Genomic DNA, 22,338 nt, shown 5'->3' with positions numbered 1-22,338 from the left:
TGTAATGCCTGACATCTATCACTTCTTCCAACAGCTGGTTAACGGCTTGAACGTTGGCAGCATGTATGCCCTGATCGCCATCGGCTACACGATGGTCTACGGCATCATTGGAATGATCAACTTCGCCCACGGCGAGGTGTACATGATCGGTTCCTACGTGGCGTTCATCGCCATCGCCGGGCTGACCATGATGGGACTCGAAAACGTCCCGCTGTTGATGACCGTGGCGTTCATCGCCAGCATCGTCGTCACCAGTTCCTACGGATACAGCATCGAACGCATTGCCTACCGCCCGTTGCGCGGCAGCAACCGTCTGATCCCGCTGATTTCCGCGATCGGTATGTCGATCTTCCTGCAGAACACGGTTCTGCTGGCGCAAGACTCCAAGGACAAAGCAATCCCCAACCTGATTCCGGGCAACTTCGCCTTCGGCCCAGGTGGCGCACATGAAGTGCTGATTTCCTACATGCAAATCGTGGTGTTCGTGGTGACCCTGATCGCCATGCTCGGCCTCACGCTGTTCATCTCCCGCTCTCGCCTGGGCCGCGCCTGCCGCGCCTGCGCCGAAGACATCAAGATGGCCAACCTGCTGGGCATCAACACCAACAACATCATCGCCCTGACCTTCGTCATCGGTGCTGCGCTGGCGGCCGTCGCGGCCGTGCTGCTGAGCATGCAATACGGCGTGATCAACCCGAACGCCGGTTTCCTCGTCGGCCTCAAGGCCTTCACCGCCGCGGTACTGGGCGGGATCGGCAGCATCCCCGGCGCCATGCTCGGCGGGCTGGTGCTCGGGGTGGCGGAAGCCTTTGGCGCCGATATCTTCGGCGACCAGTACAAGGATGTCGTGGCTTTCGGCTTGTTGGTTCTGGTGCTGTTGTTCCGTCCGACCGGCATTCTGGGCCGTCCGGAGGTTGAGAAAGTATGACTAGGAATCTTAAACAGGCGCTGTTCAGTGCCTTGCTGGTCTGGGCCGTGGCCTATCCGGTACTGGGTCTGAAACTGACCATCGTCGGCATCAACCTGGAAGTGCACAACACCAGCCCGGCCATTCTGGCGACCATCGCCATCTGCTCGGTGCTGATGTTCCTGCGGGTGCTGTTCAACCAGCAGATCAGCAAGGCGTGGCGCTCGTCGCCGGGCATGCCGCTGATTCCGGCCAAGGCCAGCAACTTCCTGACCCTGCCGACCACCCAACGCTACTTCATCATCGCGCTGATCATCGGTGCGCTGGTGTGGCCGTTCTTCGGCTCCCGTGGCGCGGTGGACATCGCGACGCTGATCCTGATCTACGTGATGCTCGGCCTCGGCCTGAACATCGTGGTCGGTCTGGCCGGTCTGCTCGACCTGGGTTACGTCGGCTTCTACGCCGTCGGCGCCTACAGCTACGCGCTGCTGTCGCACTACTACGGCCTGAGCTTCTGGATCTGCCTGCCGATTGCCGGCCTGATGGCGGCGACGTTCGGCTTCCTGCTCGGCTTCCCGGTGTTACGTCTGCGCGGCGACTACCTGGCGATCGTGACCCTGGGCTTCGGGGAAATCATCCGCCTGTTCCTGCGTAACCTGACTGACATCACCGGCGGCCCGAACGGTATCAGCAACATCGAGAAACCGACGTTCTTCGGCCTGACCTTCGAACGTAAAGCCGCAGAAGGGATGCAAACCTTCCACGAGTATTTCGGCCTGCAGTACAACTCGATCAACAAGGTGATCTTCCTCTACCTGGTTGCTCTGTTGCTGGCACTGGCGGCGCTGTTCGTGATCAACCGCCTGCTGCGCATGCCGATCGGCCGTGCGTGGGAAGCGCTGCGTGAAGACGAAATTGCCTGCCGTGCGCTGGGCCTCAACCCGACCGTGATCAAGCTCTCGGCGTTCACCCTCGGCGCGGCATTTGCCGGTTTCGCCGGCAGCTTCTTCGCCGCCCGTCAGGGTCTGGTAACGCCGGAATCGTTCACCTTCATCGAGTCGGCGATCATCCTCGCCATCGTGGTGCTGGGTGGCATGGGCTCGCAGCTGGGCGTGATTCTCGCGGCCGTGGTGATGATCCTGTTGCCGGAAATGATGCGTGAGTTCAGTGAGTACCGCATGTTGATGTTCGGCGCCCTGATGGTGCTGATGATGATCTGGCGACCTCAAGGTCTGCTGCCCATGCAACGTCCTCACATGGAGCTGCGCAAATGAGCCGCGAGATCCTGAAAGTCGAAAATCTGAGCATGCGCTTCGGCGGCCTGCTGGCGGTCAACGGCGTGGCCCTGACCGTGAAGGAAAAACAGGTGGTGGCACTGATCGGGCCGAACGGCGCGGGCAAGACCACCGTGTTCAACTGCCTGACCGGTTTCTACCAGCCATCGGGCGGCAGCATCCTGCTGGACGGCGAGCCGATTCACGGCCTGCCGGGCCACAAGATCGCCCTCAAAGGCGTGGTGCGCACCTTCCAGAACGTGCGGTTGTTCAAGGACATGACGGCGGTCGAGAACCTGTTGATCGCCCAGCACCGTCACCTGAACACCAACTTCCTGTCCGGCCTGTTCAAGACCCCGGCGTTTCGCAAGAGCGAGCGCGAGGCCATGGAGTTCGCCGAGTACTGGCTGGAAAAGGTCAACCTGAAAGAGTTCGCCAACCGCCCCGCCGGCACCCTGGCCTACGGTCAGCAGCGCCGTCTGGAAATCGCCCGCTGCATGATGACCCGTCCGCGGATCCTCATGCTCGACGAGCCGGCCGCCGGCCTGAACCCGAAGGAAACCGAAGACCTCAAGGCGCTGATCAGCGTGCTGCGTGAAGAGCACAACGTGACCGTGCTGCTGATCGAACACGACATGAAACTGGTCATGAGCATTTCCGACCACATCGTCGTGATCAACCAGGGCACGCCCCTGGCCGACGGCACGCCGGAACAGATCCGCGACAATCCTGAAGTGATCAAAGCCTACCTGGGGGAAGCGTAAATGCTGCAGTTCGAAAACGTTTCCACCTTCTACGGCAAGATCCAGGCCCTGCACAGCGTCAACGTCGAAGTCCGCCAGGGCGAGATCGTGACCCTGATCGGCGCCAACGGTGCAGGCAAGTCCACGCTGCTGATGACACTCTGCGGTTCGCCGCAGGCCCACAGCGGCAGCATCCGCTACATGGGTGAGGAACTGGTCGGCCAGGACTCGTCGCAAATCATGCGCAAGAGCATCGCCGTGGTGCCGGAAGGTCGTCGGGTGTTTGCCCGTCTGACCGTCGAAGAAAACCTGTCCATGGGCGGATTCTTCACCGACAAGGGCGACTATCAGGAACAGATGGACAAGGTTCTCGGACTTTTCCCACGTCTGAAAGAACGCTTCAACCAGCGCGGCGGCACCATGTCCGGCGGCGAACAGCAAATGCTCGCCATCGGCCGTGCACTGATGAGCAAGCCGAAACTGCTGCTGCTCGACGAGCCGTCGCTGGGCCTGGCACCGATCATCATCCAGCAGATCTTCGACATCATCGAACAGCTGCGCAAGGACGGTGTAACGGTGTTCCTGGTCGAGCAGAACGCCAACCAGGCGCTGAAAATCGCTGACCGCGCGTACGTTCTGGAGAACGGCCGGGTGGTGATGCAAGGCACCGGCGAAGCGCTGCTGACCGACCCGAAAGTGCGCGAGGCGTACCTCGGCGGTTGATTGATCGCTTCAAACAGAAAACGGCCTTCGGGCCGTTTTTTTTTGTGCCCGGCAAAAAACTTCTACCGATCGCTGTAACGCATCGCCGAGTCGTTTCTCTAGTGGGGCAAGCAAGCGCAATCGCTTGTTCAAACCCAAGTTAAAACCGGAGAAACATCATGACTGCTACCACCCGCACCCTGTCCGCCACCGCCCTGGTTCTGGCCCTCGGTTCTGCTCTGAGCATCGCTGCCGTCTCCACCGCCCACGCCGCTGACGACAACATGGAAAAATGCTTCGGCGTGGCCATGAAAGGCAAGAACGATTGCGCCGCAGGTGCAGGCACCACCTGTGCCGGCACCGCGAAAATGGATCATCAGGCCAACGCCTGGAAACTGGTTCCGAAAGGCACCTGCACCACCACCGAAAGCAAAACCTCGCCGACCGGTTTCGGTCAGCTCGAAGCGTTCAAAGCCAAGTCCTGATCCGGGAGCCGCCCGAGTGTCGATCATGATCACATCCTGCGACCATGCCTTGCGCCGCACTCGGGCAGCCCTCACCGGGCTCCCGTCCCGTGCCGGGCTGGGGCTCAAGAGCGAGCACTTCAGCGAAGTGCTCGATTCACGTCCGGACATCGGTTTCTTCGAAGTCCACGCCGAAAACTACATGGTGGCCGGCGGCCCGTTTCATCATTTTCTGGGATTGATTCGCGAGGCGTACCCGCTGTCGCTGCATGGCGTCGGGCTGTCCATCGGTGCCGAAGGACCGCTGGATGTCCAGCACCTCAAACGCCTGGCGGCGCTGATCGAGCGCTATCAACCCCACTCCTTTTCCGAACACCTGGCCTGGTCAAGCCACGGCCCGGTGTTCCTTAATGACCTGCTGCCCCTGGCTTACGACACGCAGACGCTGAACCGCGTCTGCGACCACATCGACCAGGTACAGAACACCCTCAAGCGTCCGATGCTGCTGGAAAACCCGGCGACCTACCTGGCGTTCCAGCGCTCGACCATCGACGAAGCCGATTTCATCCGTGAAGTCATCCAGCGCAGTGGCTGCGGTCTGTTGCTGGACGTGAACAACGTCTACGTCTCGTGCATCAACCATCAGCGCGATCCCCTGGCTTATCTCGAAGCATTGCCGCTGCAAGCGGTGGGCGAGATTCATCTGGCCGGGTTTGCCGAAGATTCCGACAGCCTCGGTGATCGCTTGCTGATCGACGATCACGGCGCACCGATCGATCAGGCCGTCTGGTCGTTGTACCGGCAGACGCTGGAACGCGTCGGCCCGGTGGCGACGTTGATCGAACGGGACAATCAGTTGCCTGCCTTCAACGTGCTGTTGGCGGAAGCGCAGCAGGCCGATGAGCTGTTGCTGTGCGCGGGAGGTCGGCCATGAGCACTCAAGCCGCATTCAGCGTCGCGCTGCTCGATATCGACCTGCCCTGCCCCGACGGTTTGTGCAGCGCCAACGGTGCCGACCCGGCCAGCCGTTTCGCGGTGTACCGCAACAATGTTCAGAGCTCGTTGATCAACGCACTGGCCGACAGTTATCCCGTGGTGATGCAGTTGGTGGGTGACGAATTCTTCCGGACCATGGCCGGAATTTTCGTGCAAAGCCATCCGCCACACAGTCCGTTGATGAGCGACTACGGCAGCGGGCTGGCGGACTTCATCAGTGAGTTCGAACCAGCCGCGAGCGTTCCCTATCTGGCCGATGTCGCGCGGCTGGAACGCTTGCGCACGCAGGCCTACCACGCTGCCGATGTGTTGCCCCTGAGTCAGGAGCGGATCGCTGCTCTGTTTGCAGATGCCGATGCGCTGAATGAACTGCGCATCAGCCTGCACCCTTCGCTGCATCTGCTCGATTCAAACTTCGCCGTGGTGGACATCTGGGCCGCGCATCAACACGACGCGACGCTGGCCGGGATCGATCTGCATCACGCCCAACACGCGCTGATCCTGCGCAATGGACTGGAAGTCGAGGTGTTCACCGTGGATCGCGGCGCCAGCCAGTTTATTCGCCAGCTCAAGTCTGGCCTGTCACTGACCCAGGCGCTGGAATCCGCCGAGACCTTCGACCTCAGCCAGACCCTCGCCCTGCTCATCAGCCGCCACGTCATCACTCATTTCCACCCAAAGGTGTTGTCATGAACAGTCTCATTGCCCGCGCCATCGCGCTGCTGGAGAAAATCCCTCACAGCCTCATCGCATTCATCGCGCGTTTTTCCATCGCGGCGGTGTTCTGGAAATCCGGGCAGACCAAGGTCGAAGGGCTGGCCGTCGACCTGATCGATGGCACCTTCGAGTTCGGCTGGCCACGTCTGGCGGAATCGACGATTCCGTTGTTCAAGAGCGAGTACCACGTGCCGCTGCTGTCGCCGGAAATCGCTGCACATCTGGCCGCGTTTGCCGAACACTTCTTCCCGATCCTGATCCTGATTGGCTTCGCCACACGCTTTTCGGCGCTGGCCTTGCTGGGCATGACCCTGACCATTCAACTGTTCGTGTACCCGGATGCCTACCCGACCCACGGCACCTGGATGGCGGTGTTGCTGTACCTGATGGCCACCGGGCCGGGCAAACTGTCGATCGATCACCTGATCGCCAGGCACTACAACCGGTCCAGCGCCTCGCCGCTGAGCTTGAACCAGCCGATCAGGTAATCCGCCAGCACTTGGGTGCGTTTCGGTAACCCGCCCTGATACGGATGCACCAGATACATCGGCATGCGCCGGGTCTGAAAATCACGCAGGAGCCAGCGCAATCGGCCGTCAGCCAATTCCGTCTGCAACAGATAGGACGGCAAGCGAGCGATCCCGGCGCCGGCCAGTGCGGCTTTCTTCAACAGGTTGTAGTGATTGCTGGCGAACGGTCCCGACACCCGCACCCGCAGCAGTTCGTGCTGCTGGTGATAGAGCCATTCCTCGCGACCGCTGTAATGACTGTTGAGCAGGCAACGGTGTTCGGCCAATGCTTGCGGCGTCAGCGGTTCGCCAAAGCGCTCCAGATATTCAGGGCTGGCACAGGTCATTTCCTGCCAGGCCAGCAGCGGCTTGGCCACCAGTCGCTCGTCATTGGCGACCTCGGTGCGGATCGCCAGATCGAAGCCGTCGCGGGAGAGGTCGCGGTAGCTGTTATTCAGCTCCAGTTCGATCTGCACTTCGGGGTATTTCTGCGAGAAGTCCAGCAGCAGGCCATCGAAGAAAGTTTCCCCCAGCGAAACCGGAACCGTCATACGCACCGGACCGGCCATGTCGTCCTTCAATCGCGCCAATGCCTGACGCGCTCGCTCCACCTGGACGACAAGCGCCTGAGCCTGCGGCAACAACGCCGCACCGGCCGCCGTCAGGCTCAGCCGACGCGTAGTACGTTGCAACAACACCACGGAAAATCGTGCCTCCAGCTGACTGATGCGCTTGGACAACTGCCCCTTGCTGCACCCCAATTGCTGCGCTGCCAAGGTAAAACTGCCGGCTTCGATCAACACCGCGAACGCCGCCAGATCATCCATCTCGCTCATGGATTGTTTCCATTTGAAAACCAAAGGTTGCCCATTAGTGCGCTTATCCGCAGAAAAAACCACTCTAGACTGAAACCTCGTTCAATCACTTGAGGCAATCACGATGAAAATTCTGTTGATCGGCGCGGGCGGCACCATCGGTTCGGCCGTGGACAAAGAGCTGTCGCAGCGTCATGAAGTCATTCGTATCGGTCGCAGCAGCGGCGATTTCCAGGTGGATATCAGCGACAGCGCATCGATCCGCAAGCTGTTCGAACAGACCGGCAAGTTCGACGCACTGGTCTGCGCCGCTGGCAACGTGACCTTCGCCCCACTGGGTGAAATGACCGAAGACAGCTTCGCCCTCGGTCTGGAAGACAAGTTGATGGGCCAGGTCAATCTGCTGCTGATCGGCCGTGAGTTCGCCAACGACGGCGCATCGTTCACCTTCACAACCGGCGTGCTCAGCCACGATCCGATCCGCAGCGGCGCTTCGGCTGCACTGGTCAACGGCGCGCTGGACAGCTTCGTCCGCGCAGCGGCCATCGAACTGCCACGCGGCCTGCGGGTGAACTCGATCAGCCCGACCGTGCTGGTCGAAGCCATGGACAGCTACGCCCCGTACTTCCGTGGCTATAAGCCGGTTCCTGCGGCGGATGTGGCATTGGCCTACGCCAAAAGTGTCGAAGGCTTGCAGACAGGTCAGACATTTCACGTGGGCTAAACCCTTGTGATGAACGGTCAGCCTGCGTAACGTGACGGCACTTGTCTGGAGAGCCAAAGATGCGTGTTGCCCGTTCCCTGATCGTTGTTGCCCTGCTCCCGTTGTTTGCCGCGTGCCAGTTGTTCGATGGTGCGCGGGAAAGCGCCTCCCACGTCGGCCAGACGCGGATGCAGGGGCAACTGACCGCTGCCGACGGCAAACTGGTGTTCCAGGCCTGCGGCGAGCAGCGCCAGTACGTGGTCAATGACATCGGCGGCACCAGCGTCCTGCAAGAGGCCGCCACCCTGGCCGATCAACAGGGCAAGCTGTTTGCCGACGTGCGCGGGAAGATCGCCGGCGACCGCCTCGACCTGACCCAGTTGTACCGTGTCGAACGCTCCGGCACTGCCTGCGACGATCCCAACTTCAAACAGTTGATCCTGCGCGCCGCCGGTCATGGCCCGGAGTGGAACGTAAAAGTCAGCGGCAAAGGCCTGGTCATCGATCGCGAAGGTCAGCCACCGCTCGCCGTGCCCTACGTCGAAGAGCAGCTGGGCGACGGTCGCTTCAATCTCAGCAGCGAAGCCAACAACCAGCGCATCGAGCTGTGGGTGGCGCCGCAGCGCTGCGTCGACAGCAGCACCGGCAGCGTGCAGCACATGAGCGCCGAGCTGCGTATCGACGGCAAGGTGCAGCGTGGTTGCGGGTATTTCGGCGGTTCGCGTAACGACTGATCGTTTTACCCTCACGGGATCCGGCCGATGCGGCTTATAATCGCCGCCTTCAAACGCCCTGGCGCAGTTGTGCGCCCCGCGAACCGGATCCTGTCATGTTACGAATCACCGAACTCAAGCTGCCGATCGACCATCCCGACGAAGACCTGCGCGCTGCCATCGTGCAACGCCTGGGCATCGCCAGCGATGACCTGCTCGATTTCACCTTGTTCAAGCGCAGCTACGATGCGCGCAAAAAGTCCTCCGAACTGTGCTTCATCTACACCATCGACCTCGAAGTGCGCGACGAGGCCAAAGTGCTGGGCAAGTTCGCCGACGACCGTAACGTCAACGTGGCGCCGGATGTCAGCTACAAATTCGTCGGCCAGGCGCCAAGCGACCTGAGCCAGCGCCCGATCGTGGTCGGTTTCGGCCCGTGTGGGATCTTCGCCGGCCTGTTGCTGGCGCAGATGGGCTTCAAGCCGATCATCCTCGAGCGCGGCACCGAAGTGCGCCAGCGCACCAAGGACACCTGGGGCCTGTGGCGCAAAAGCGTGCTCAATCCCGAGTCCAACGTGCAGTTCGGCGAAGGTGGCGCGGGCACGTTCTCCGACGGCAAGCTGTACAGCCAGATCAAGGATCCGAAATTCCTCGGCCGCAAGGTTCTGCACGAATTCGTCAAGGCCGGCGCGCCGGAAGAAATCCTCTACGTCAGCAAACCGCACATCGGTACGTTCCGTCTGACCGGCATGGTCGAGACCATGCGCGAAGAGATCCGCGCTCTGGGCGGCGAAGTGCGCTTCCAGGAACGCGTCACCGACGTGCTGATCGAAGACGGCCAACTGGTCGGCGTCGAACTGGCCAGCGGCGAAACCCTGCATTCGAAACACGTGGTCCTGGCCCTCGGCCACAGTGCCCGCGACACCTTCCGCATGCTCCACAGCCGTGGCGTGTTCATGGAAGCCAAGCCGTTCTCGGTGGGTTTCCGGATCGAGCACCCGCAATCGCTGATCGACCGTGCGCGCCTCGGCAAGTATGCCGGCCACCCCAAGTTGGGCGCCGCCGACTACAAACTGGTGCACCACGCCAAGAACGGCCGTTCGGTCTACAGCTTCTGCATGTGCCCGGGCGGTACCGTGGTGGCGGCGACTTCCGAGCCGAACCGCGTGGTCACCAACGGCATGAGCCAGTACTCGCGTAACGAGCGCAATGCCAACTCCGGCATCGTCGTCGGCATCACCCCGGAAGTCGATTATCCGGGCGGTCCGCTGGCCGGTATCGAGTTGCAGGAACGTCTGGAATCCCACGCCTTCATCCTCGGCGGCAGCGACTACAAGGCGCCGGCGCAACTGGTCGGCGACTTCATCGCCGGCACACCATCCACCGCGCTGGGCGAAGTCGAGCCGTCGTACAAACCGGGCGTCTCGCTGGGCGATCTGGCCCTGGCCCTGCCGGACTTCGCCATCGAAGCCATTCGTGAGGCCCTGCCGGCGTTCGAGAAGCAGATTCGCGGTTATTCGCTGCACGATGCGGTGCTGACCGGGATCGAGACCCGCACCTCGTCGCCGCTGCGCATCACACGAAATGAATCGCTGCAGAGCATGAACATCAAAGGTCTGTTCCCGGCCGGTGAAGGCGCGGGTTATGCGGGCGGGATTCTGTCGGCGGGTGTCGATGGCATTCGCATCGCGGAAGCCGTGGCGCGTGACATCCTCGGTTTGAAAGACTGATCCGCAACACCTGAAGCAATACAAAAACCTGTGGGAGCGAATTCGCTCCCACAGTCGTTTTCGGCGTCAGATATTGGCGCGCAGAACCGAGGCCGGCAGCGCGTCACCTTGCTCGGCACTCGCTGCCACAGCCGCCATCAATCCCTCCAGCTCATAGCCCTGCGCCTTGAGCCACGCTGGATCGTAATAGGTGTCTGCGTAACGCTCGCCGCCATCGCACAGAATCGCCACGATCGAGCCCGACTCCCCCGCCGCTTTCATCTGCTGCGCCGCCATCAGCGCGCCGATCAGGTTGGTGCCGCTCGACCCGCCCACATGCCGGCCCAGACGCTGCGCCAGGTAATGCATGGCCGCCAGCGACAAGGCGTCCGGCACCTTGACCATCGCATCGATGACCTTCGGCAGGAACGACGCTTCCACTCGTGGCCGGCCGATCCCTTCGATGCGTGAACCGTGGTCCAGACGCAAACTCGCGTCGCCGGTCTGGTAGAAGTCGAAGAACACCGAACGCTCGGCATCGGCGCACAGCACGCGGGTGCAGTGCTGGCGATAACGCACGTAACGCCCGAGGGTCGCGGTGGTGCCGCCGGTGCCGGGACTGGAAATCAGCCAGGCCGGGCATGGATGCTGCTCATAGCGCATCTGCTGGAAGATCGACTCGGCGATGTTGTTGTTCGCCCGCCAGTCGGTGGCGCGCTCGGCGTAGGTGAACTGGTCGATGAAGTGACCGTCGTGCTCGCGGGCCAGGCGTTCCGATTCGGCGTAGATCTGGGTCGGATCCTCCACCAGATGACTCTGGCCACCGTAGAAGGCGATCTGCGCAATCTTCTCCTTGGAGGTGGTCGCCGGCATCACCGCAATGAACGGCAGGCCAAGCATCCGTGCGAAGTACGCTTCGGAAATCGCCGTCGAACCGCTGGACGCCTCGATCACCGGCGCGCCGGGTTTGAGCCAGCCATTACACAAGGCGTAGAGAAACAGCGAACGGGCGAGCCGATGCTTGAGGCTGCCGGTCGGGTGGCTGGACTCGTCCTTGAAGTACAACTCGATGCCCGGGAACCCCGGCAGCGGCAAGGGGATCAGGTGGGTGTCGGCGCTGCGCTGGAAGTCCGCTTCGATGATCCGGATGGCTTCGCGGGCCCACTGTCGGTTGTCGCTCATGGCTGTCGTTCTCGTTGAATCGGGCAGAAGTGCCTTCACAGGCTCAGCCCCCAAGCTTAGGAAAAATCCCACGGCACCGACAGATACAGCTGAGCTTCAATCCCTCGGGCAACTGCTAGGCTCTGCTGCATGTCGGCCTGGCGCTCTGTAACCGCATATAACAAAAAAGAATATAACTTTTGTTTTAACAACTAACGGTACGGGTTAGGGTGTGCCACCTTTTGACTTTATCGATGGAGAGCGACCTTGCCTCTGCGTAGCACTTTCACGCGTTTCTTTCAGTTGGAAGCTGCCAGCGGTCTGTTACTGATCGCCGCGGCCATCCTGGCTCTAATCATCAACAACTCGCCACTGTCGTGGTTGTACACCGGCCTGCTCGACACCCCGGTGGTGGCGCAGATCGGCGCGTTGAAGATCGCCAAACCCTTGCTGCTGTGGATCAACGACGGCCTGATGGCGCTGTTCTTCCTGCTGATCGGCCTGGAAGTGAAGCGCGAAGTCCTCGACGGCCAGTTGTCGAAACCGTCGCAGATCGTCCTGCCCGGCGCGGCGGCTATCGGCGGCATGCTGGTGCCGGCGCTGATCTACTGGTTCCTCAACCGCGACAACCCGGCCGCCCTCGACGGCTGGGCGATTCCGACCGCCACCGACATCGCCTTCGCCCTCGGCGTTCTGGCCTTGCTCGGCAAGCGCGTGCCGGTGTCGCTGAAGCTGTTCCTGATGACCCTGGCGATCATCGATGACCTCGGCGCCATCGTGATCATCGCGATCTTCTACTCCGGCGAACTGTCGACCCTGTCGCTGGGCCTGGCGGCGGCGTGCATCGCGGCGCTGGTGGCGATGAACCGGCTCGGCGTGGTCAAGCTCGGGCCGTACATGATCATTGGTTTGATCCTCTGGGTCTGCGTACTCAAGAGCGGTGTCCACGCGACGCTGGCCGGCGTGACCCTGGCGTTCTGCATCCCGCTGCGCACCAGGAATGCCGAACCTTCGCCGCTGCTGACCCTCGAACACGCGCTGCACCCGTGGGTCGCCTACGGCATCCTGCCGCTGTTCGCCTTCGCCAACGCCGGCCTGTCGCTGACCGGCGTGACCGCCGAAAGCTTCACCCACCACGTCCCGATGGGCATCGCCGTCGGCCTGCTGCTAGGCAAGACCCTCGGCGTGTTCGGCCTGACCTGGCTCGCCGTCAAGACCGGCATCGCCGCCCTGCCCCAGGGCGCCAATTGGGGCCAGGTGCTGGGCGTGGCGATCCTCTGCGGGATCGGCTTCACCATGAGCCTGTTTGTCGGCTCCCTCGCCTTCGTGCCGGGCGCCAGTGAATACGCCGGGATGGACCGGATGGGCATTCTCACCGGGTCGGTGTTTGCGGCATTGATCGGTTATGCGGTGACGTTGGCGGCGAGCAGAAAGAACAGCGCGCTGCCTTCCTGATACTCCGTGGATCACTGTAGAGAACAATCCCCACGTCTTTAGAGACGCGTCCTGCAGCCACGATTTTCCTGCTTCGTTAATGCCGCAAACCAACAAAAAACCCCGACCAGTCACCTGATCGGGGTTTTCTTTTACCGCTTGTTCGCGCTTAGTGCGAAACGCGGCTGGTGCCGCCAACGGTCGAAATCCGTACCCGCTCGCCTACGCGGAACACTTCATTCTCCTGAACCTGCTGCACGTAGGCGCGCATGCTGCCGTCGTCTTCGCGCACGGTGATTTCAACGCCCTGGGTGCGGGTCAGGCCTTCTTCAGTGGCCGAACCGATCAAGCCGCCGGCCACGGCACCGATAACGGCCGCAACGATGCTGCCTTTGCCGCCGCCGATGGCACTGCCGCCAACACCGCCAACCACTGCACCGGCTGCACCACCAATCGGGGTTTTGGTGCCTTCGATTTTCACCGGACGCAGGGATTCGATGGTGCCCATGCGAATCGTCTGCACGCGACGCGCTTCGTCACGGGAGTAGGAGTCACCGGTCAGGCTCGACTGGCAGCCGGTCAGCAACATCGCCATCGTGGAAAAGGAAGCAACCAGCAGAACAGACTTACGCATAGCATCAACTCCAAAGGACAGGTATTCATTAAACTCCGCAGCTTGACGCCTGTCACGGCGTCGCCCGGATAAAATTGCTTTCATTCAGGCCCGGTACAGGCACCCGCGAACTCACCCAACAGTAGCGCCAAAATCCGTTTCCTGCGCCGCCGAACCAAGGATTTCCATGGATTACTTCATCATTGTCGTCACCACCGCCGCCGGTCTGTACTTCCACTGGTGGCTGTATGTGCGGATCAAACGCTGGATGGATCGCGATCTGGCATTGTCACTGGCCGGCAAGGATGAAGGCAAACGCGCGTTCATGCTCGAACGGCTGGAGCAGGCACAGGCGCAGAAGATCAAGCGCCGGGACCTGCCGAAGTGGCTCGAGGCCGCTGCGGCAGGCTATCCCGCTCGGTAGACTGCTCAGGGTGCCAGACGTTCAAGAATCCAGTTGGCGCCCTGCACACGGTAGTTGAGGCGATCGTGCAGACGGCTCGCGCGACCCTGCCAGAACTCGATGCGCTCGGGGTGCAAGCGGTAGCCGCCCCAGTGCTCCGGGCAATCGGGCTGGGTGTCGGTGAAGCGCTGTTCGGTAGCCTTGAGCAAGTCTTCCAGTTCACCCCGGCCGTTGATGACCCGGCTCTGCGGGGAGGCCCAAGCGCCGAGTCGGCTGCCCAGCGGCCGCACCTGATAGTACGCGTCGGACTCTTCAGGCGAGACCTTCACCACCCGCCCTTCGATCCGTACCTGGCGCTCCAGGGTCGGCCAGAAGAACGTCATCGCGGCGAACGGGTTCGCCGCCAGATGCTGACCCTTGGCGCTTTCATAGTTGGTGAAGAAGGTGAAGCCCTGCTCGTCCAGCCCCTTGAGCAGCAGAATGCGGCAATGCGGACGGCCATCCGCATCCACCGTGGCCAGGGTCATGGCGTTGGCTTCCACTGGCGCCTGTTCGGTTTTCACCGCTTCGGCAAACCACTGGTGAAACAACGCAAAGGGCTCGGCCGGGGCTTGCGCCTCGGTCAGGCCGTCCCGGGTGTAATCACGACGCATATCTGCCAGAGACTGGGTCACGGCGCATTCCTTTTCGTTAGCGGATCACTTTTTGGTGGTATCGGTCGCTGCGACTTTTTTGTCGGTTGCGGCGGCTTTGGCGGGCGCGGTCTTTTTCGCCGGAGCCTTGGCCGGGGCCTTCTTCGCTGGAGCCTTGGCAGCAGCTTTCTTGGCTGGAGCCTTTTTGGTGGCCGGTACAGCGGCTTTCTTAGCAGCCGGCGCCGGGGTCACCGGTTTGGCGGCAGGCTTGACGTCCTGGGCAGCAACCATGGTCACTGGCTTCGGTGCTGGCATGTTGTACTTGCTCAGCAGCGCGACCATGGTGTTCTGCGGGGTCACCAGCAGTTCGACACGGCGGTTCAGGGCACGGCCTTCAACGCTGTCGTTGGCGGCACGCGGCGCTTCGGAACCCATGCCGCGCAACATCAGGCGATCACGCTGCAGACCGCTGAGGCGGAAGATTGCCGCCACAGCCTGGGCGCGTTCCTGGCTCAACTTGACGTTGGCCGGAGCGGCACCGGTGGTGTCACTGTGACCGAGCACCAGTACGGCGGTTTTCGGGTCGGCTTCGAGGATTTTCGCAACGCGGGTGAACGGGCCGAGGGTCACTGGCAGCAGCATCGCCGGACGATCCGGGTTGAACGAGCCTTCCACCGGGGCGGTCACGACCAGTACGTTTTCACGGCGCTCGAGTTGCAGGTTGCTGTCCTTGATCGCGGTGCGCAGGCGCGGCTCGTAGTCATCCAGCCAGGCCTGAGTCACTTTCGGATCAGGCATCGGTACGACCTTGGCCGTGTCCTGCTCCTTGCCGCCGAACGGCCACCACCATTTGCCACCCTTGTCGGCCTCGGCCTTGGCAACTTCGACCGGCTTGGCTTCGGGTTTGGCTTCAGCTTTCACTTCAGCCTTGGCCGCCGAGTCGTCCGAGCCAAACGGCCAGTACCACGGGCTGCTGCTCTCGGCCTTGGCCACAGGCGCGGTGGCGGCCGGTTTCAACGGCGCAGGCGCCGGAGCCGGCTCCTTGGCTGCGACTTTGTCGGAAGAACCGAACGGCCACCAGCTGCCGCCATCGGCGTCGTTCTTCGGAGTCTGTGCACAACCGGTGATTGCGAAACACAGGGCCAGGGCGAGAGTTTGTTTGGACGACATTGGAAACCCACAAAAAGAAGTAGTGAACAATCAGAGGACTTTCGCCCGGATAAACAGACGCTTTGAAACGAAATTCGCCATGAGGTTCCGGCCCTGGAACCTCGGACGACGCTTTACAGACAAGTGGCTAGTACCCGCGCCAGCTTCTGCGCGCGCGGATCCATCAAGACGTACGGCCCCAGTGTATTTGTCACAAATCCGAAGGCCACATCGTGCTCCGGATCAGCAAAACCGATGGAACCGCCTGCACCCGGATGGCCGAATGCACGCGGGCCGAGGCCGTAGGTGGCGTTTGGCACATCAGGCTGATCGAGCATGCAACCGAGACCGAAACGGGTGCGGGTCAGCAAGGTTTTGTCCTCGCCGAGGCTGTGTTCACGGGTCAGTTCGTCGAGCATTTCGCTTTCCAGCAGGCTGCCGTCGAGCAGACCGGCGTAGAACCCGGCCAGGCTGCGTGCATTGCCGTGGCCGTTGGCCGCCGGTTGCTGCATACGGCGCCACTCCGGCTTGTTGGTGCTGGTGAGCACCGACGGCGGATTGGTGAAGGCCCGGGTGGTCATGGCCGTCGGTTCGCGCATGGTCACTTGCAGCAGGCGCTGGGCAGCGGCGTCGCCAGTATTGCCCTTGCCCCGGGCGATGTGCGCCACGCGATGGAATTCTTCGTCGGCCAAACCGACATGGAAATCCAGCCCCAGCGGTTTGGCGACCCGCGCCACAATCGATTCCCCCGGCCCGCGACCATCGGCGCGCCGCAACAATTCGCCGATCAGCCAGCCGTAGGTGATCGCGGCATAACCGTGACCGGTGCCCGGCGTCCACCACGGAGCTTCGGCCGCGAGGGCGTCGACCATGGTTTGCCAGTCATACAGCGCTTCCGGCGCCAGCAACTCGCGCAGGGCCGGCAGACCGGCCTGATGGCAAAGCAGTTGGCGCAGGGTGACGGATTCCTTGCCGGCAGCGGCGAATTCCGGCCAGTAACGGGCGACCGGCGCATCGAGCTGCAACTTGCCTTCGGCAACCAGTTGCAGCGCGGTGACGGCGGTGAAGGTCTTGGTGCAGGAGAACAGGTTGGCGATGGTGTCGCTGTGCCAGGCCTCGGCGCCGTCCTTGTCGGCGGTGCCGGACCAGAGGTCGAGGACGGTTTCGCCGCCGACCCGAATGCACAACGCGGCGCCGCGTTCCTGGGGATCGTCGAACAGTGCGGCGAAGGCTTCGCGCACCGCTTCGAATTGAAGCTCGTAATGTCCCTGAATCTGCACCCGCAACTCCCCCGCGAAAACGCTCTACAAAGTGGCCCGCATTGTTCCAGCCCGTGAGGGTTTTGGGAACCGCTGCGGGCCGGGCGGTCTTCAGGTTTCGTATCGATCAGTGACCGTTGCCGGAATGCCCGCCTGTGTGGCCAGCCCCCTGTCCCGGGCCTTTGCCGGCGTCTGCCTTGCGGCCGCCTTCGGCTTCGTGGCCGGTCTTGTCCGCTGCGGCAGCCGCTTTCTGCGCCTCTTTGCTCAACTGATCGACGGTCGCCAGGTTGCTCTTGCGCACGGCTTCGACAAAACCCTGGAACGGCAGATCGGTGACACCGACCAGACCAAAGTGCCCGTTCTCACCATCGAGCAGGCGCCCGGTCACCGGTTGGTCCAGAAACTGGAACCAGTGCACGCCGACAATCGACGGCTCGCTCAGCGCCTGTTTGAGGAAGTTGGCGTAGGCCGGGCCGCGGTCTTCTTCCTTGCTCAACGGCGTCACGCCGCCCCAGAACGGGCCACGGTCGGTGGAGCCGAAGTTGAACTCGGTGATCAGCACCGGTTTGTCGAGGTTGCGCAGCGCGGCGAAGTCATAACCGTCCTGCGGTTGCAGGGTGTACATGTTGAAGCTCAGCACGTCGCAATACTGGGCGCAGGACGCCACCGCTTCCGGGGTGCTGGTGGCAAAACGGCCACCGAGCAGCAACTGGTTCGGCGCGTGCCATTTCAGCGAGTCGGAAATGGTCTTGAAGTACGTGTCGGCGAAGACCTTCTGGAAGTATTTGAAGTCGGCCTCGATTTCCGGATGCTCAGGATTCGGCAGCGGCGCTTCGAAACCCGGGTCTTCCATCAATTCCCACGCCGGCAGATCAATGCCCCAGGCCTTCGACAGCCCCGCCTGATTGCGGTACTTGTCGCGCAACTGCTTGAGGAACGCACGTTTGGCCGGAACGTCGGTGGTCATTTTCAAGGTGCCGTAGGCCAGCGCGTAACGGGATTTCGGATCATCACCAGGGCCAGCCCAGGCCAGCTCGTTGTCGGCGAAGTAGCCGATCAGCCACGGATCATCGCGATGATCGCGGGCGGCAATCGCCACGGCGCGCTCGGTGGCCATGGCGAAGCGCGGATCGAACGGGTCAGGCATGCCGCCCCACCAATCGGTGCCGGTGCTGATGCTGGCGTAATCGCCGACGATCGACAGCGGCAAGGTGTACGGCATGCGCTCGGCGTTACCGAGGACGGGGGCGCTCCAGTTACCGACCGTGTTGAAGCCCCAGGCTTGCAGGCGATCAAGGGTGTGGCTGGCCCACTTTTGCTCGTCGACCGTGTTCGTGCACGGCGTCGCAACGCTTTGCCCGCTGGTGGCTGCCGACTCGGCGACCCCGGCTTTCGGCTGTTCGGAGGCGGCGACCGGTGCACTGGCGTTGGTCGCGGCTTCTTCTACGGCCCCGGCCTTGGCGGCTTCGGCGACTCCGGCCTTGTTGCCGCTGTCCTGGGTGCATGGCTCGCCATACAGACGCTGAAGGTTGGCGCCGTAGAAGTCGTACCAGCGACCGAAGTTGTAGCCACGACCCTGATCGACACCGTTGCCGCCACGGTTGTCGCCTTCGCCGAAATGGCTGGCCAGCGGCTCTCCCGGTTTTGGCAGGAATTCGAACATGTACTCGCGGCCGGCCACGTAGGTCTGGTTGACCTCCGGGCTGACGGTGTTCACGCCCAGGGAATAGAACGGATGGCCCTCGGGCGTCACCAGATACCAGCGGCCGTCACGCTTTTCGGTGCGGAAGAAACCGCTGGCCTTGAACGCCGGGCCTTTGCTCCAGCCACCGAACTTGTCCAGCGACGACTTTTCGCGCTCGGCCAGCCAGGTGTTCAGTTGTTGCTGTTCTTTGGCGGCGGCGCTTTTCAGTTGTTCGTCATTGGCGACTTTCTCCGGCCACCTGCCGCGAGTCGACTGGCCATAGGCATCCACCAGATTGCCGTAGGCGGATTTGATCACCTCGCCTTCGTCCTGCACGCCAAAGCGCTCAAGCAGCAGACTTTGCGCGGCTTTCGGCTGGTCCATCGACAGGCTGACCGATACCACCTGGCTGCGATCCAGCTCACCGCTGCTGCTCGCCAGCAGAATGCGCTGCCCGTCGATCGTCATCGGCATCACCGGCCCGGCTTTCATGCCCTGGCTGAGTGGCGAGGTCGCGGTCAACGGCACGAGCAAGGTCTGCGCCGGGCCGGCCGGCAGATCGACGCGGCTGACCAGAGTCTTGCCGTCGTTGCTCTGGATTTGCACGTAGACGGTCACCGCCCAGTTCATCGCGCTCTGGATGCGCAGGCTCATCATCCCGGACTGCGACCAGTCCCAGGCGCCAGTCTGCGGGGACAGACGCAAGGTCGGGCGGGCCGTCGGGTTGAACGTCACCCGGCGCAGCACTTCGCCTTCGGGGGTCTGCTCGGCGTTGGCTTGCGGCAGGTCGGCGTTTTCGGTCGCCACTTTCACCACGTCGGCGGGGCGGACAAAGTTGAACAGGGTCTGCTGGCCGGCAGGTGCCGCCAACAAGGGGCCAGCGAAAACCAGGGCAAAAACGGCAGGCAACGAACGACGAATCATGAGAACGGAATTCTCCCTAACGACCCGCAAGGGCCAATGGAAAAGCAGTGACAGAGAGATAGACAGCGCGGCGGGCAAAACTGCCCACCGATGTCTCAGGATATTTCACGACGGAAAGGAGGCAACGCATTGAGGATCGCCTTGCCGTAGCGCTGGGTGACCAGCCGCCGATCCAGCAAGGTGATGGTGCCGCGGTCTTCTTCGGTGCGCAGCAGTCGGCCGCACGCCTGAACCAGCTTCAGCGAGGCATCGGGCACCGAGATTTCCATGAACGGATTGCCGCCCCGGGCTTCGATCCATTCCGACAATGCGGCTTCGACCGGATCGTCCGGCACCGAGAACGGGATCTTGGCGATCACCACGTGTTCGCAGTAGGCGCCCGGCAAGTCCACGCCCTCGGCGAAACTGGCGAGGCCGAACAGCACGCTGGAATCACCGCCATCGACCCGCGCCTTGTGCTTGTTCAGGGTTTCCTGTTTCGACAGGTTGCCTTGAATGAACACTTGCTTGCGCCAGTCGCGGTCGAGGCCGTCGAACACGTCCTGCATCTGTTTGCGCGACGAGAACAGCACCAGACTGCCGCGCGAGCCTTCGACCAGCTCCGGCAGATCACGGATGATCGCGGCGGTGTGGGCGGCGGCATCGCGCGGATCGGCCTTCAGGTCCGGCACCCGCAACACGCCGGCATCGGCGTGATGGAACGGGCTCGGCACCACGGCAGTGACGGCTTTTTTCGGCAGACCGGCGCGCATGCGGAAACGGTCGAACGTGCCGAGCGCGGTCAATGTCGCCGAAGTCACCAGACAGCCATAGGCCACGTTCCACAGGCTGCGGCGCAGGGTTTCGGCGGCGAGGATCGGGCTGGCGTTGACCTCGATATCGAACAGCGAACCGCTTTCGGCCAGGGTCAGCCAGCGGGCCATCGGCGGGTTGTCTTCCGGGTCTTCGGCGGTGAACGCGGTCCACAGCTCCCAGTTGCCGGAAGCACGGGACAACAGGCTGCCGAACAGTGGATACCATTCTTCGGCCTGATTGCTGGCGATGCCGATGTTGACCTCGCCGTCCATGCCTTCCTTGAGCAGATCCGTCAGACGGGTGAACAGGTCGTTGAGGCGGGCGAAGCCTTTTTTCAGCTCGATGCCCATCTCGCGCATGTGTTCCGGAATCACCCCACCGATGAAGCGATGACGCGGACGCTCGCGGCCTTCGACGTCTTCACCGGGCTTGAAATCAGCAATCTGTTCGCAGGCAGTGAACATGAATTGCTGCTGGGTCTTGATCTCCCGCGCCAACTCCGGCACCTGCTCGATCAGTTTGCCGAGGTCGCCCGGCAACGGGTGCTGGGCCAGCAGCTTGGTGAGGTTCTTGGCGGTGGTTTCCAGCCAGTCGGCGGTGGAGCGCAGGCGCGTGTAATGGGCGAAGTGGCCGATGGCTTTGTCCGGCAGGTGATGGCCTTCGTCGAACACATAAATGGTGTCGCGCGGATCGGGCAAGACTGCCCCGCCGCCCAGCGCCAGGTCGGCCAGCACCATGTCGTGGTTGGTGACGATCACGTCGACCTTGCCCATGCCTTCGCGGGCCTTGTAGAAGGCGCACTGGCCGAAGTTCGGGCAATGACGGTTGGTGCACTGGCTGTGATCGGTGGTCAGGCGCGCCCAGTCGGCGTCTTCCAGCGCGTTGGGCCAGCTGTCGCGGTCGCCGTCCCATTTATTGCCGGCGAGCTTCTCGATCATGCTGGTGAACAGCTTCTGGCTGGCCTCATCGACCTCGATCTTGAAACCTTCTTCTTCGAACAGCTGCGCCGTGGCGGTCTGTGCGTGGCCTTCCTGCAACAGCATGTCGAGCTTGGACAGGCACATGTAGCGGCCACGGCCCTTGGCCAGGGCGAAGCTGAAGTTCAGCCCGCTGTTGCGCATCAGGTCGGGCAAATCCTTGTAGACGATCTGCTCTTGCAGGGCGACGGTCGCGGTGGCGATCACCAGGCGTTTGCCGGCCAGTTTGGCCGTCGGGATCGCCGCCAGGCTGTAGGCCACGGTCTTGCCGGTACCGGTGCCGGCTTCCACCGCGACAATCGCGGGGTCGCCACTGCGCCGGCCTTCGTCGTCGGTGTCGATATCCCCGAGGACCTTGGCGACTTCAGCGATCATCAGGCGCTGGCCGTAACGCGGTTTGAGGCTCTTGGCCTCTAGAAAACGCGAGTAGGCGCCCTGGATCGTGGTTTTGAGTTCAGTGCTGATCATTGAGTGTCGGGCGCAAAAAACGCTGGATAAATTTTCAGTGGTTCGGTTCGGCGGCTATCATACCCCGCGAATCGATCCCGCGCAGAACGGAGTACCCCAATGACACCTTTTAGCCTCGTTTACCCCATCCATGTACTGGCCGCGCTGGTGTGGGTCGGCGGTATGTTTTTCGCCTGGATGGTGCTGCGCCCCGCGGCCATGAAGGCACTGGACGGCCCCGGGCGCCTGACGCTCTGGGTGGAAGTGTTTCAAGGTTTTTTTCGTTGGGTGTGGGGAGCGGTGATTCTGCTGCCGGTCACCGGGGTGGGCATGCTGCATCTGCAACACATCGCCTTCGATAACGCGCCGCGCTATGTGCAGGTGATGATGGGGTTGTATGTGGTGATGACCGCGCTGTTCATCCGGATTCAGGCATTGATGCTGCCTGAGCTGCGCACGGCGGTGCAGGCGAAGGACTGGCCGGCGGGTGCGGCGGTGCTGGGGCGGATTCGCAAGGTGGTGGGGTTCAATCTGCTGGTCGGGGTGGTGCTGGTGGCGGTGGCAGCTGCGCGGCCCTCGTTCTGACGAGCGCACCCTGACTGATACCT

Annotated in this window: 22 protein-coding genes; 14 read left to right on the top strand and 8 right to left on the bottom strand. The window is 62.3% G+C overall.

What is annotated here, in order from left to right; all coding sequences use genetic code 11:
- Positions 1 to 4 precede the first annotated feature (4 nt).
- The 8 genes from livH to CAF74_RS25670 all read left to right on the top strand — a co-directional run bounded on the left by livH (position 5) and on the right by CAF74_RS25670 (position 6,291).
- Positions 5 to 928, top strand: a complete 924-nt coding sequence (livH, locus tag CAF74_RS25705) for a high-affinity branched-chain amino acid ABC transporter permease LivH (protein ID WP_085748192.1) — start codon at positions 5 to 7, stop codon at positions 926 to 928.
- On the top strand, positions 925 to 2,181 hold the full coding sequence (locus CAF74_RS25700; protein ID WP_085605378.1) for a high-affinity branched-chain amino acid ABC transporter permease LivM: 1,257 nt from the start codon (positions 925 to 927) through the stop codon (positions 2,179 to 2,181). Before livH ends, CAF74_RS25700 begins: the two co-directional genes overlap by 4 nt.
- Positions 2,178 to 2,945 carry a high-affinity branched-chain amino acid ABC transporter ATP-binding protein LivG gene (gene livG, locus CAF74_RS25695; protein ID WP_007959160.1) on the top strand — a complete coding sequence of 256 codons (768 nt, stop codon included), beginning with the start codon at positions 2,178 to 2,180 and terminating at the stop codon, positions 2,943 to 2,945. Before CAF74_RS25700 ends, livG begins: the two co-directional genes overlap by 4 nt.
- Positions 2,946 to 3,647 carry an ABC transporter ATP-binding protein gene (locus tag CAF74_RS25690; RefSeq protein ID WP_003222380.1) on the top strand — a complete coding sequence of 234 codons (702 nt, stop codon included), beginning with the start codon at positions 2,946 to 2,948 and terminating at the stop codon, positions 3,645 to 3,647.
- Between the two features lie 158 nt (positions 3,648 to 3,805).
- A complete protein-coding gene (locus CAF74_RS25685) occupies positions 3,806 to 4,111 on the top strand; it encodes a DUF2282 domain-containing protein (RefSeq protein WP_011332799.1) in 306 nt (101 codons plus the stop codon).
- Between the two features lie 25 nt (positions 4,112 to 4,136).
- The gene (locus CAF74_RS25680) at positions 4,137 to 5,024 is read left to right on the top strand and encodes a DUF692 domain-containing protein (RefSeq protein ID WP_085748222.1); all 888 of its coding nucleotides are present in this window, start codon (positions 4,137 to 4,139) and stop codon (positions 5,022 to 5,024) included.
- Positions 5,021 to 5,779, top strand: coding sequence for a DUF2063 domain-containing protein (locus CAF74_RS25675; RefSeq protein WP_085748191.1), 759 nt, complete (start codon positions 5,021 to 5,023; stop codon positions 5,777 to 5,779). The genes CAF74_RS25680 and CAF74_RS25675 overlap by 4 nt, the downstream gene beginning before the upstream one ends.
- On the top strand, positions 5,776 to 6,291 hold the full coding sequence (locus tag CAF74_RS25670; protein ID WP_085748190.1) for a DoxX family protein: 516 nt from the start codon (positions 5,776 to 5,778) through the stop codon (positions 6,289 to 6,291). The genes CAF74_RS25675 and CAF74_RS25670 overlap by 4 nt, the downstream gene beginning before the upstream one ends.
- Here CAF74_RS25670 and CAF74_RS25665 read toward each other — a convergent pair.
- Entirely contained in the window at positions 6,240 to 7,148 is a 909-nt protein-coding gene (locus CAF74_RS25665; RefSeq protein WP_085748189.1) for a LysR family transcriptional regulator, read from the bottom strand. The genes CAF74_RS25670 and CAF74_RS25665 overlap by 52 nt on opposite strands.
- A 103-nt stretch (positions 7,149 to 7,251) precedes the next feature.
- Here CAF74_RS25665 and CAF74_RS25660 point away from each other — a divergent pair, with 103 nt between their 5' ends.
- From CAF74_RS25660 to CAF74_RS25650, 3 genes are all read left to right on the top strand, one after another.
- Entirely contained in the window at positions 7,252 to 7,851 is a 600-nt protein-coding gene (locus CAF74_RS25660; protein ID WP_085748188.1) for a short chain dehydrogenase, read from the top strand.
- Positions 7,852 to 7,910: 59 nt separating this feature from the next.
- Positions 7,911 to 8,564, top strand: a complete 654-nt coding sequence (locus CAF74_RS25655; RefSeq protein WP_085748187.1) for a COG3650 family protein — start codon at positions 7,911 to 7,913, stop codon at positions 8,562 to 8,564.
- A 95-nt stretch (positions 8,565 to 8,659) separates the two neighbouring features.
- Positions 8,660 to 10,273: an NAD(P)/FAD-dependent oxidoreductase gene (locus CAF74_RS25650; protein WP_085748186.1), complete on the top strand. Its 1,614-nt coding sequence runs from the start codon at positions 8,660 to 8,662 to the stop codon at positions 10,271 to 10,273.
- Between the two features lie 66 nt (positions 10,274 to 10,339).
- Here the strand turns inward: CAF74_RS25650 and CAF74_RS25645 are convergent, their stop codons facing one another.
- Positions 10,340 to 11,434: a PLP-dependent cysteine synthase family protein gene (locus tag CAF74_RS25645; protein WP_085748185.1), complete on the bottom strand. Its 1,095-nt coding sequence runs from the start codon at positions 11,432 to 11,434 to the stop codon at positions 10,340 to 10,342.
- Positions 11,435 to 11,680: 246 nt separating this feature from the next.
- Between CAF74_RS25645 and nhaA the strand changes: the two genes are divergently transcribed.
- On the top strand, positions 11,681 to 12,868 hold the full coding sequence (nhaA, locus tag CAF74_RS25640; protein ID WP_085748184.1) for a Na+/H+ antiporter NhaA: 1,188 nt from the start codon (positions 11,681 to 11,683) through the stop codon (positions 12,866 to 12,868).
- Between the two features lie 148 nt (positions 12,869 to 13,016).
- Here nhaA and CAF74_RS25635 read toward each other — a convergent pair whose 3' ends face one another.
- Positions 13,017 to 13,481: a glycine zipper 2TM domain-containing protein gene (locus tag CAF74_RS25635; protein WP_007969461.1), complete on the bottom strand. Its 465-nt coding sequence runs from the start codon at positions 13,479 to 13,481 to the stop codon at positions 13,017 to 13,019.
- Positions 13,482 to 13,647: 166 nt separating this feature from the next.
- On the opposite strand from CAF74_RS25635, the gene CAF74_RS25630 reads away from it, so the two are divergent.
- Positions 13,648 to 13,884 (top strand): hypothetical protein, encoded by a 237-nt coding sequence (locus CAF74_RS25630; RefSeq protein WP_039771369.1) that lies wholly within the window; start codon positions 13,648 to 13,650, stop codon positions 13,882 to 13,884.
- Between the two features lie 5 nt (positions 13,885 to 13,889).
- Here CAF74_RS25630 and pdxH read toward each other — a convergent pair whose 3' ends face one another.
- The 5 genes from pdxH to dinG form a co-directional block, all read right to left on the bottom strand.
- Positions 13,890 to 14,537, bottom strand: a complete 648-nt coding sequence (gene pdxH, locus CAF74_RS25625) for a pyridoxamine 5'-phosphate oxidase (protein ID WP_085748183.1) — start codon at positions 14,535 to 14,537, stop codon at positions 13,890 to 13,892.
- Between the two features lie 24 nt (positions 14,538 to 14,561).
- A complete protein-coding gene (locus tag CAF74_RS25620) occupies positions 14,562 to 15,665 on the bottom strand; it encodes an OmpA family protein (RefSeq protein ID WP_085605356.1) in 1,104 nt (367 codons plus the stop codon).
- Between the two features lie 113 nt (positions 15,666 to 15,778).
- The gene (locus CAF74_RS25615) at positions 15,779 to 16,924 is read right to left on the bottom strand and encodes an EstA family serine hydrolase (protein WP_011332785.1); all 1,146 of its coding nucleotides are present in this window, start codon (positions 16,922 to 16,924) and stop codon (positions 15,779 to 15,781) included.
- Between the two features lie 106 nt (positions 16,925 to 17,030).
- Positions 17,031 to 19,511 carry a beta-galactosidase gene (locus CAF74_RS25610; RefSeq protein ID WP_085748182.1) on the bottom strand — a complete coding sequence of 827 codons (2,481 nt, stop codon included), beginning with the start codon at positions 19,509 to 19,511 and terminating at the stop codon, positions 17,031 to 17,033.
- Between the two features lie 95 nt (positions 19,512 to 19,606).
- A complete protein-coding gene (gene dinG, locus CAF74_RS25605) occupies positions 19,607 to 21,751 on the bottom strand; it encodes an ATP-dependent DNA helicase DinG (protein ID WP_007952008.1) in 2,145 nt (714 codons plus the stop codon).
- A 99-nt stretch (positions 21,752 to 21,850) separates the two neighbouring features.
- Between dinG and CAF74_RS25600 the strand changes: the two genes are divergently transcribed.
- Positions 21,851 to 22,315: a CopD family protein gene (locus tag CAF74_RS25600; RefSeq protein WP_064382929.1), complete on the top strand. Its 465-nt coding sequence runs from the start codon at positions 21,851 to 21,853 to the stop codon at positions 22,313 to 22,315.
- Positions 22,316 to 22,338: the final 23 nt, after the last annotated feature.

The sequence above is a fragment of the Pseudomonas sp. R45(2017) genome (genome assembly GCF_002112305.1).
In the GTDB taxonomy this organism is placed as follows: Bacteria; Pseudomonadota; Gammaproteobacteria; order Pseudomonadales; family Pseudomonadaceae; genus Aquipseudomonas; species Aquipseudomonas paraglycinae.
The sequence above is the reverse complement of the archived record's forward strand: the minus strand, read 5'-3'. Positions and strand labels throughout refer to the sequence as shown.